Source organism: Janthinobacterium sp. AD80 (assembly GCF_002878455.1).
Classification (GTDB): domain Bacteria; phylum Pseudomonadota; class Gammaproteobacteria; order Burkholderiales; family Burkholderiaceae_D; genus Janthinobacterium.
The window spans coordinates 1-10,860 of sequence record NZ_NRDQ01000167.1 but is presented as its reverse complement, the minus strand read 5'-3'; the positions used below and the strand labels follow the sequence as shown (position 1 = coordinate 10,860).

Sequence of the window (10,860 nt, the reverse complement as noted above, 5' to 3'; positions counted from 1 at the left end):
CTGCTGGGCATTGCGCAACACTTTCTGGCCAAGTTCCAGTCGGTAAACCTGCTGAGTATTGCCATTCCCCTGTGCACGTCGATGGCGCTGGTGCGCTTCGGTTTTATGTGCTGCGCCGCATCTTTGCCCGTCATGGCGAGGTCAGCCCCACGATGTTGCTGCTGGAAAAATCTTCACGGTCGTGGTGTGGGCCGGCATGCCGCAGCTGGCCGGCCACTCCGGCGGCAGATGGTATGTGCCGAACAGGCGGTCCAGCACGGGCAAGGTGGAGGCGTAGTTGCGGTTGATGTGCTCGAATTTGCTGTGGTGCCAGTGGTGGAAGGCAGGCGTGGCCACCAGCCATTCGAGCGGGCCGAAGCGCCAGCGCAGGTTGGCGTGGATGAAGAAGCCCCAAACAGTGCCGATCAGCAGCAGCAGCACGGGCGCTGCGCTGCCGGCAGCGTTGGGGCCGGCCAGGCCCAGCAGGTATAAAGGCGTGAGGCCAAACAGGCGCGTGACCACCATGTCGACGGGATGGGTGCGTGTATTGGCCAGGAAATACAGCTGTTCCGTGCTGTGGTGCACGGCATGGTAGCGCCACAGCCAGGGCACCTCATGGCTGAGCCGATGGCCCCAGTAAGTGCCGACTTCGCCGATCAGCAAGCCCAGCAGCAGCTTGGCCCACAGGGGCAGGGCCGTCATGGCGGCGGGAAGGGCATCGGGCAGCAGGCGCTGTCCCGCAATGGCCACCAGGGCCAGCGGCGCGGCCAGCAGCACGGCCGGCAGCAGGCTGCTGATGAAGTAAAAGCCCAGGTCGCTGGCCAGTTCCGTGCGCGAGCGGCCAGCATGGCGTTCGCCAAAGTAGCGCTCCAGCGGCACGAAGATGATGGCCAGCAGCACCAGCCACAGGCTCAGGCGCAGAACGTCGACGGCCAGTCCGGGCAAGTGTGTCTGCAGGGTTTGTAGCAGGCTCATGAGAGGGGCGTGATTGGGCGTTGAAAAATCCGCTCAGGAAATGTCTGTCCGGATCCGTTCGCACAAAGGCGTAATAAAACCGTAGCGAGCGGGTGCGCGGCGTGGCTGAGAAGTGCAGCTGTATAAAGTACAGCGGGCACCGCAGGGCGCGCCCCGCGCCGCGCAGCAGGTTTTATGAGACTTTGCGGCGGCGCGCCATGAAGCCCAGCAGGCCCAGGCCGCCGAGCAGCATGCCCCAGGTCGACGGTTCCGGCACGGCCGAGACCAGCGACACGCCGTCGAGCAGCATGAACGGCGGTGCGCCCGACGGGCTGCCCTTGGCCATGAACGACAGCAATTCGCTGCTGTTCGTGGCGGTGAAGGTCATGCTGGTCTGGTGCCAGCCCGTGAAGCCCTGGCTGACGTTGGCGAGCGAGGCCGTTTGCTGCTTGCTGTTGCCCAGCGCAACGTCCCAGTAGTTGACCAGGTTATCGCCGCGAAAGCCCACTTGCTGGCCGGCGCCATACGAGAAGCTCAGGGTATAGGCCTGGCCGGCCACCAGGCCGCTGACCAGTTGCGTCACGGGACCCGGGAAATAATCCCAGTCGGCCGCCAGCACATTGCCGCCCGTCGGGCTCACGCCCAGGCCATTTTGCGGACCGCGGCCGCTGTAGGAATTTGGACCCCACAAGGCCAGCGCCGTCTTGGCGTTGGTGTCGTCGATGTTGTTGCCGTTCAAGACGAAGTTATAGCCCTTGCTCGACCAGTCCGTCAGGTAGGTGCGGTCGTCGCGGGCATAGTTGCCTTCGTTCAGCTGTTTCGAGGTGCCATTGCTGGTCAGTTCGAAGTCGCCATTCTTGACCAGGTTGGTCGATGCCTGGGCACCGGCGGCGCACAGGGAAGCGGCGGCCAGCGCCAGCATTGCCAATGATTTATGCATGATAAAGCTCCAAAAAGTGACAGGGTATGTTGCAAGTCTGTCGGCGAACTTTTTGGCCAACGGCGGTGGATTTTTCGCGGAAGAGGCAAAAAATATATTTCTATGGCAACGATCACGTATGCCTGCAGCGATTATAGCAGCGTTTGGCAAAAAGCCATCTAACATGTTCTGGAAACAACAAATATTTTTAAATGGTAATCTTGTCACGGTTAAAGTTTTTACATGGCAACGACGCCGCGTGCCGCTACAGTTGCGATTCGATCGGCAGCCAGCGCATCACGGACACCAGCGCGCGGCGCCAGAATCCCGCTTCCGGATCATGCGTCCACACTTTGGCTGGTTCTTCGGTGGCATCGGACCAGCGCAGCGCGCCGTCGGCCAGGAACAATCGGTAGCTGGTATCGCTGGCTGTCGAATGCAGAAACAGCGCGCGCATGTCGGCCGCCAGCGCCGGATCGCTGAACAGCACGCCCATTTCCGTGTTCAGCTGGGCCGAGCGGGGATCGAGGTTGAATGAACCGACAAAGCCCCGTTCGCCATCGACCACGACGGCCTTGGTATGCAGGCTGGCGCGGCTGGAACCCGTCAGGCTCATGCGCTTGCGGTGCAGGGTCTTCAATTCGAACAGCTGCACGCCGCCGTCCAGCAGCACTTGCCGGTAGCGCGCATAGCCAGCATGCACGAGGGCCACGTCGGTGGCGGCCAGCGAGTTGGTCAGCACGCTGACCCGGACGCCGGCGGCCACTTTCTCGCCCAGGGTGGCGCTGAGGGCAGCGCCAGGCACGAAGTAGGGCGAGGTCAGCAGGGCTTCCTGGCGCGCCTGCGTCAGCAGGGGCAGCAGGCTGTGCATCAGCCAGTGCTCGCTGCGCTGCAGGCTGGCCAAGGGCGCGGCTTTTTCCGGCGGGTCCGACAGCACCTGCACCTGCTCGCTCCAGTGCAGGCGCAGGCGGCCATCCAGGTGCGCCTGCAATTGCTGCGTATCGGTCAGCTGCCGCAGATAGGGAGAGGCGGCATAGTCGCCGGCCATGGCGTCGAGGCTGGCACGCACGGCCTGCAGTTCCGGCGCGCCTGCATCCTTGCCCACGTGCAGGGCGCGGATGGGGATGACGGCGCGGCTGTTCCAGAAGCGGTCGAAGATGTCGCTCGTCTGCTGCACGGCAGGTCCCACCAGCAGCAGGTCGGCATCCTGGAAATTGACTTGTTCGGCCGCATCGAAATATTCATCGCCGATATTGCGCCCGCCGACGAGGGCGACCCTGCCATCGACGATCCAGGCCTTGTTGTGCATGCGCCGGTTCAGGCTGACCGCGCGCAAGGCCATTTCCACGCCGCGCCGCCAGACGCCATCGCGGTTGCGGCCCGGATTGAAAATGCGCACTTCGATCAGAGGATGGCTGTCGAGCGCCAGGATGGCGGCGTCCTGGCCCCGTGCGTTGATGTCGTCGAGCAGTACGCGCACGCGCACGCCGCGGTCGGCCGCGCGCAGCAATTCGCGCACCAGCAAGCGGCCCGTCACGTCGTTATGCCAGATGTAGTACTGCACATCGATGCTGCGGCCCGCTTCGCGCGCGCTCAGGGCACGCAGGGCGAACGCTTCCAGGTTCTCGTCGATCAGCGCCGTGCCGCTCTGGTTTGGGCGCTGTGCCAGCTGCGGCGCCATGACGCGGTCGAGCATGGTGGCGCCGGCCGCCACGGGCAAGGCCGTGCTTGGCGCGCCCAGCGAACGCTCGGCAAAGCGTCCATAGCTGTACAGGGCCGCGATGCTGAGCAGGGTGAACAGCGTGGCGAACAGCAGCAGTTTGACGAGCATGCGGCGCACCGTCAGCGGATCGCGCACGCGCGGCGGCGGGCGGCAAGGGAAAAAGTCGGGCGCATGCGGAAGTCTTTCGTGATCGGTGCCGGGAGTGGCCGATTGTAGCAGTTTCTATAATGCACGATTTTCATCCTGGAACATCCTTGCCTGCGGTCAAAAATGCGAGAATGCACCTCTACTTATATTCTCGGGAGACGGCGGCATGGTACGGATATTGACGGGAGTGACGGCAGCCTTGCTGTCGGCGGGCGTGGTGGCGGCACCGGCGACGCAGCAGCAAAGCCAGCAGATCCAGCAGATCGTGGCGGACATCTCGCCGCAGCGCATCGAAGCGCATGTGCGCAAACTGGTCAGCTTCCAGACGCGCCATACCATGTCCGATACCGTCTCCGACACGCAAGGCATCGGCGCCGCGCGGCGCTGGATCAAGGCCGAGCTGGAACGCTGCGGCGCGCAGGCGGGCGGGCGCTTGCAGGTGGCGTTCGACAGCCACATCGCGCCCGTGTCGAAACGCATTTCGCGGCCGACGGAAATCGTCAACGTGGTGGCCACCTTGCCGGGCAGCCAGCCGCAATCTGCCGAGCGCATCTATGTCGTCAGCGGCCATTATGATTCGCGCGCCACCGACGTGATGGATGCGAAGGGCGACGCGCCGGGCGCCAACGACGATGCCTCGGGCACGGCGGCCGTGATCGAAATGGCCTGCGTGATGGCGCGCCAGCAGTTCGACGCCACCCTGGTCTTCATGACGGTGGCGGCCGAGGAGCAGGGCTTGCTGGGCTCCGGCCACTGGGCGCAGCAGGCGAAACTGAAAAAGCTCAATATCGCCGGCATGCTCAATAACGACATCATCGGCAGCTCGCGCGCCGACGACGGCACGGTCGATGGTGGCCAGGTGCGTTTGTTTGCCGAAGGCATTCCCGCCGTCAAGGAAATGAGCGATGGCGTGCGCGCCCTGGTGGCGACGGGCGGCGAAAATGATTCCATTTCGCGCCAGCTGGCGCGCCACGTGAAGCAGGTGGGCGAGCGCTACGTGCCCGGCTTCCAGGTCAACGTCATCCAGCGCGCCGACCGCTATCTGCGCGGCGGCGACCACATGCCTTTCCTGGCGCAAGGCTATGCGGCCCTGCGCTTCACGGAACCGCATGAGGATTTTGCTCACCAGCACCAGGATGTGCGCGTGGAAAACGGCGTGCAGTATGGCGATTTGCCGCAATTCGTCGACTACGGCTATGTGGCGAAAGTGGCGCGCGTGAATGCGGCGGCGCTCGCTTCGCTGGCCCTGGCGCCGGCCGCGCCGTCGCAGGTCCAGGTGCGCACGGCGCAGCTGGAAAACGCCACCACCTTGCAGTGGCAGCCGAACACGGAGCCGGACCTGGCCGGCTACCGCGTCGTCTGGCGCGCCACCACCGCCGATCAATGGCAGGGCGCGCAAGACGTGGGCAATGTCACGGAAGCCCGTTTGAACCTGTCGAAAGACAACTATTTCTTCGGCGTCCAGGCCATCGACAAGGATGGCAACGTCAGCGTGGCAACGTACCCGATGCCGCTGCGCTAGGCGCTGCCGACAGGCAATCTGGCCAGGAAGCCGTGGATCTGCGAGACCACGGCCGCGCCTTCGCCCACGGCGGCGGCCACGCGCTTGGTCGAGCCGGCGCGCACGTCGCCGATGGCGAACACGCCCGGCACGCTCGTTTCCAGCGCGGCCCGCTCCGGCAAGCCGGGCGGCGGGTAAGGTAACTGCGCAGTGTGGCCATGCGCGCGGCATTCGGCGCGCGTGACGTCGAAGCCCGTGCGGATGAAGCCCTGTTCGTCGACGGCGACGGCGCAGTCGCGCAGCCAGTCCGTGTTCGGATCGGCGCCGACAAACAGGAAGACGCGGCGCACCTTGCAATCGCATTCCTCGCCGGTGCGGTTGTTGCGCCAGCGCGCGCCCGTCAAGCCATCTTCGTCGCCTTCGAGGGCGATGATTTCCGTGTGCGTGTGCAAGGTGATGTTGGGCGTGGCCGCGATGCGTTCGATCAGATAGCTCGACATGCTGGCCGCCAGCCCCTCGCCGCGGATCACCATGTGGACCTTGGCTGCGTGGCCGGAGAGAAATACGGCCGCCTGGCCGGCCGAATTGCCGCCGCCCACCAGGATGATCTCTTCTTGCTTGCACAGCTTGGCCTCGATCGGCGAAGCCCAGTAATACACGCCCCGTCCTTCATAGGTTTTCAGGTTCGCCAGCGACGGGCGGCGGTAGCGCGCACCGCACGACAGCACCACCGTGCGGGCGCGCACCTGCGTGCCGTCGCACAAGTTGATGCGCAGCGGCCAGCTGTCGCACAGCAAGTTGGCGGCGCTGGCCGGCGTGGCGATCTCGACGCCGAATTTTTGCGCCTGCACATAGGCGCGTCCCGCCAGCGCGCGGCCGGATATCCCTGTTGGAAATCCCAGGTAGTTTTCGATGCGCGCGCTGGCGCCGGCCTGGCCGCCGTAGGCGCGCTGTTCCAGCGCCAGCACGGATAGCCCTTCCGACGCCGCATACACGGCCGTGGCCAGCCCGGCCGGACCGGCGCCCACCACCAGCACGTCGAAAATCTTGTCGCCGGACAGGTCGGGCAGCATGCCCAGGCAGCGCCCCAGTTCCGCATTGCCGGGATTTTTCATGACCTTGCCATCGGGGCATACCACCAGCGGCCATTCCTGCGGCGCGGGCTGGTAGGTTGCCGCCAGCGCGGCGGCCGCCGCATCCGTGGCCGGGTCGAGCACCGTGTGCGGGTGGCCATTGCTGGCCAAGAAACTTTGCAGCTGGAACAAATTACCATTGCCGCGTGGCCCCACCAGCACGGGACCGCCCGAGTTGACATTGATCAGTCCGACTCTGCGCAGGATCAGCGCGCGCACGATGCGTTCGCCCAGCTCCGCTTCGGCCACGATCAGCGCGCGCAACGATTCGGGGCTGATCACCAGCACTTCCACTTCGCCCACGGCCGCGCCGTTCACGAGGGCGGGACGGCCCGACAGCTGCGCCACTTCGGCGATGAACTGGCCCGCCACCAGTTCGCTCATCGGCGACGTCTTGCCCAGGCCTTCGTGGCGGCTGATGGCGACCTTGCCGGAAAGAATGACCAGCATGCCGAAATCGCTGCTGCCGGCCTGGAACATGCTTGCCCCATCCGCATGCCGGGCGTGGTGGCCGAAGCGCTCCAGGCGGCGCAGCTCGGCCGCGCTGAAGACGGGCCAGATCTGGTGGCGCCGGTTCGCCAGATCCATGGCGGGCGCTTGCACGGCGTCGTCGGTGGTGCTTTCGGGAATGAATTCGGGGGGAGTGCTGGCCATGGGCTAGTCCATTGAATGAATAAGCAAATTACTAAAATAACTAATGTCACGAGTCTAGCGCATGCGCGCGCAGGGCGTGGAAAAAACCCAGGCGCACGCCCTTGCAAGGGTGGAAATCGTGCTGTCATGCGGCATTGCGCCGGGCCGGCCTGCGCGCCTTCCGGCCCTGGCGGGCGCGGGTTTTAGCCATACGCCTGCGGGCATCTCATATTAGAATGGGTCTTTCTTGAAAACACTCAAACAGACACGATGGCTTACAAGACACTGGAAGATACGATAGGCAATACCCCGCTGGTGCAGCTGACGCGCTTGCCGGGCGCCGATGCGCTGGCGCGCAACAATGTCATCCTCGGCAAGCTGGAAGGCAACAACCCGGCCGGCTCCGTGAAAGACCGTGCCGCCATGTCCATGCTCAAGCGCGCGGAAGAGCGCGGCGTCATCAAGCCGGGCGATACCCTGATCGAAGCGACCAGCGGCAACACGGGCATCGCCCTGGCGATGGCCGCCGCCTTGCGCGGCTACAAGATGCTGCTGCTGATGCCCGATAACCTCAGCGTGGAGCGGCGCCAGAGCATGGCCGCCTACGGCGCTGACATCTTGCTCACACCCAAGACGGGCGGCATGGAATATGCGCGCGACCTGGCCGAGCAGATGCAGAAGGATGGCCGCGGCATCATCCTCGACCAGTTCGCCAACGAAGACAATGCGCGCGCCCACTATGAAAGCACGGGGCCGGAAATCTGGCGCGATACGAATGGACAGGTCACGCATTTTGTCAGCGCCATGGGCACGACGGGCACCATCATGGGCGTGTCGCGCTATCTGAAGGAGCAGAATCCCGCCATCCAGATCATCGGCGCACAGCCCGAGGAAGGCTCGCAGATTCCCGGCATCCGCAAATGGCCGGAAGCGTATCTGCCGAAAATCTATGACAAGAGCCGCGTCGACCAGGTGGAATACGTGAGCCAGGGCGTGGCCGAGCGCATGGCGCGCAGCCTGGCGGCGGAAGAAGGCTTGTTCTGCGGCATCTCGGCGGCCGGCGCCTGCGAGATTGCGCTGCGCATCTCGCAAACGGTGGAAAACGCGACCATCGTGTTTGTCGTGTGCGACCGCGGCGACCGCTATCTGTCGACCGGCGTATTTCCTGCCTGATAGAGGACGTCCAGCCACATCTGCGACTCGGCGCGCTGTGCGGCCTGCGATGCCCACCGACTCGGCGCCCGAGTGCAGGGCTCGGTTGCGCTTCATGGCCACAAATGACTGCCGCTCGCTACGGTTTTGCCGGGCGTCGATACAGCTTGGAGAATAAGGTCTGGTGGAAAATATATCGGCCAGGACGGCCTGAGAACTACTGAAATACCCCCTCCCCGCGGCGGGGAGGGAAAACCTGCGCAACTGGCAGGATCAGCCTTGTGGCGTTTCGCCTTCTTTTGGCTTGAATTGCTTGTCGCTGATGCGGAATTTGTTGCGACGGTCACCCATCAGGTAACGCAGGTCGCGGATGCTCAGGTCGCTGACTTCGTGCATGCGGATCAACAGCGATGCGCCGACCGGCAGGCGGTGGTGACGGATTTTGCTGATGACGGGTGGCGCCACTTCCAGCGCGCGGGACAATGCTGCGTCGTTTTTCAGGCGCAGGTTTTCGATCAGGGTATCGAGCAATCTGTTTGGGTTGTACTGCAGCAGATCGTCGGAGTCCGAATCGCTGTTCATATCAATGCCGACTTGGTTTGTCATGATGTTATTGTTCCTTCTGTAGTTGCACTGCAAAGTAAAAAACACTCGGAGCTCGCTCTTGCTGCGTTCATGTTCATTCTTTACTAAAAGGAACGAATTCACACACGGTACGATCCGGGATACAGTTTTTCATAATATATACACAATTGTACAGCAGGATTCAATTTCAGGCTGGAAAGCACTGCAATCTTGCCTGGCACAGAATACGTGTTGTCTTGTTGCAACACCTATTTATTCTTTAATATGCTCTATGATAGAACAAAAATTGTACTTTGACAAAAGTTAAGTATAAAACCATTTTTGTATCCCGTGCCGCACAACAGGCTGGCGAACGAGGCTGGCGCGATGTTAGCGACTCCACCATAGACCTCTTTGCAGGCCGCTTCAACATCGCTTACGCTTTCTTACAAGTAATATTATAACTTTACACTGACTTTCGGTTAGCGTGCGCGCACTTGCCGGATAGCCTTGCCCAAGTCGATCACCGACATGGCATAAAAATAACTTCTGTTGTACTGAGTTATAGCAAAGAAGTTATTGGTTGCCAAGCTATACTCAGTTGCTTCCGAACCATTTTGTAAATCGATCAAGCCGAACAACATGTTTTGTGGCGGCGGCGAGACGGGGCTGACGCCGGCCGCCTGCAACTCGTCCAGCCGGTACTTGGCCTGCAAGCCCTGGCCGATGAATTTTTCCCATGCGTGGCTGGATGAAACGGTGACCGGGTAGACACTGATGGCCGGATCGTCGCGGCGCCAGCCGTGTTCGACGAGGAAATGCGCCACGCTGCCGATGGCATCCGTGGTCGAATTGCGCAGGTCGATGTGACTATCGCCATCGAAGTCCACCGCATATTTCATGATGCTGCTCGGCATGAACTGGGGCAGGCCGATGGCGCCCGCGTAGGAGCCGAGCAAGGTCAGCGGATCGATGCCATCCTTGCGCGCGAACAGCAGCGCGTTTTCCAGTTCGCCCTTGAAAAATTCCATGCGCGCCGCGCGCGTCGGGCTTTCCGGATAAGAAAATGCCAGGGTGGTCAGCGCGTCGAGCACGCGGAAGCGTCCTGTGTTGCGGCCATACACGGTTTCCACGCCGATGATGCCGACGATGATCTCGGCCGGCACGCCATACTCGCGTTCGGCGCGCTCCAGCGCTTGCGCATTTTCTTCCCAGAATTTCACGCCCGCATTGATGCGCACCGGCTCGATGAAGCGGGCGCTGTAGGCTTGCCAGTTCTTCGGTTTGCCGGGCGGCGCCGGTTTCATCAGCTGCACCGTCGATTCCACATAGCGCACCTTGCCGATCAGCGTGTCGAGTTCGGCACGGTCAAAGCCATGCTTGGCGGACATGTCGTCGAGGAAGGCGCGGACCTCTTTCCAGTTGGCATAGTCGACAAACTCGCCTTCGAAGTCGAACTTCGCCGGCGCTTTCTTTGCGGCAGGTTTGCCGGCAGCCTTCTTGACGGGCTGGGCCTTGGCCGCGCGCACGGCCTTGGCACGGTCGGCGGCCGAAATATTGCTGTTTTCGCCGGCATGCACGTTGGCCAGGCACAGGGGAAGGGAGAGCAGCAGGGACAGGGCGGGGTATTTGATCGGTAACAAGGAGCGTCTCATCGGCATTGGGTTAACAGGCGGCGCAAGCTGCGCCGCGCGCGGAGGTGGTCGTCTGGGCTGGCATTACCATACTTCATCGCGGCATAGATTGCCAGAAAGCGTGCGATGGCGGCGTGCGCCTCGGGCGTGGCCGTGCCCGCCGCCAGCCGGGCAGCATAACCGTGCGGGCCTTCGTGTGGCGCACGGCTGTAGCCGCGCCGTGCCTGCAGGCGGCAAAAGCGGGCATACAGGCGGTCGAGCGGATCGCCGGGCCGATGCCGGGTCCGGTACACGAGGCCGCCGGCCAGCGCGGCGGCCAGGGCCAGCACGGCACAGGCCAGCGCGATGCTGTTCGCCGGCAGGCTGCGCAAGCCATCGAGCATGGCGCGCTGGCGCTGCGGCGTGGCATCGAGCACCCAGTTGTTCCACGCGTGCTGGGCCTGCTGCCACTGCTGCTGCCAGGCAGCGATGGCGCGCCGCTGCCGCCGTCGAGTCCCACCAGCGCGCGCCAGGCGGTCAAT

The 10,860-nt window shown here is 63.2% G+C and carries 9 protein-coding genes; 2 read left to right on the top strand and 7 right to left on the bottom strand.

Annotated elements, in window-relative coordinates; all coding sequences use genetic code 11:
* Nucleotides 1-141: 141 nt before the first annotated feature.
* The 3 genes from JaAD80_RS24640 to JaAD80_RS24630 form a co-directional block, all read right to left on the bottom strand.
* Nucleotides 142-954 (bottom strand): sterol desaturase family protein, encoded by an 813-nt coding sequence (locus JaAD80_RS24640; RefSeq protein ID WP_102298472.1) that lies wholly within the window; start codon nucleotides 952-954, stop codon nucleotides 142-144.
* A 172-nt stretch (nucleotides 955-1,126) separates the two neighbouring features.
* The gene (locus tag JaAD80_RS24635) at nucleotides 1,127-1,873 is read right to left on the bottom strand and encodes a PEP-CTERM sorting domain-containing protein (protein WP_258003161.1); all 747 of its coding nucleotides are present in this window, start codon (nucleotides 1,871-1,873) and stop codon (nucleotides 1,127-1,129) included.
* Between the two features lie 244 nt (nucleotides 1,874-2,117).
* A complete protein-coding gene (locus tag JaAD80_RS24630; protein WP_219726877.1) occupies nucleotides 2,118-3,710 on the bottom strand; it encodes a phospholipase D-like domain-containing protein in 1,593 nt (530 codons plus the stop codon).
* A gap of 178 nt (nucleotides 3,711-3,888) precedes the next feature.
* On the opposite strand from JaAD80_RS24630, the gene JaAD80_RS24625 reads away from it, so the two are divergent.
* Entirely contained in the window at nucleotides 3,889-5,244 is a 1,356-nt protein-coding gene (locus JaAD80_RS24625) for a M20/M25/M40 family metallo-hydrolase (RefSeq protein ID WP_102298469.1), read from the top strand.
* Here JaAD80_RS24625 and JaAD80_RS24620 read toward each other — a convergent pair.
* On the bottom strand, nucleotides 5,241-7,010 hold the full coding sequence (locus JaAD80_RS24620) for an FAD-dependent oxidoreductase (RefSeq protein ID WP_102298467.1): 1,770 nt from the start codon (nucleotides 7,008-7,010) through the stop codon (nucleotides 5,241-5,243). The two genes, JaAD80_RS24625 and JaAD80_RS24620, sit on opposite strands and share 4 nt — an antisense overlap.
* A gap of 249 nt (nucleotides 7,011-7,259) precedes the next feature.
* On the opposite strand from JaAD80_RS24620, the gene cysM reads away from it, so the two are divergent.
* Complete coding sequence (gene cysM, locus JaAD80_RS24615; RefSeq protein WP_099400966.1) at nucleotides 7,260-8,162, top strand: cysteine synthase CysM; 903 nt, start codon at nucleotides 7,260-7,262, stop codon at nucleotides 8,160-8,162.
* A gap of 252 nt (nucleotides 8,163-8,414) precedes the next feature.
* On the opposite strand, the gene JaAD80_RS24610 is transcribed toward cysM, so the two are convergent.
* The 3 genes from JaAD80_RS24610 to JaAD80_RS24600 all read right to left on the bottom strand — a co-directional run.
* On the bottom strand, nucleotides 8,415-8,747 hold the full coding sequence (locus tag JaAD80_RS24610; protein WP_034751784.1) for a hypothetical protein: 333 nt from the start codon (nucleotides 8,745-8,747) through the stop codon (nucleotides 8,415-8,417).
* Between the two features lie 440 nt (nucleotides 8,748-9,187).
* Entirely contained in the window at nucleotides 9,188-10,348 is a 1,161-nt protein-coding gene (gene mltB, locus JaAD80_RS24605) for a lytic murein transglycosylase B (protein WP_258003160.1), read from the bottom strand.
* 8 nt (nucleotides 10,349-10,356) lie between these two features.
* Nucleotides 10,357-10,860: DUF4129 domain-containing protein (locus JaAD80_RS24600; protein ID WP_146012519.1), on the bottom strand; the 504-nt coding region annotated here is incomplete at its 5' end.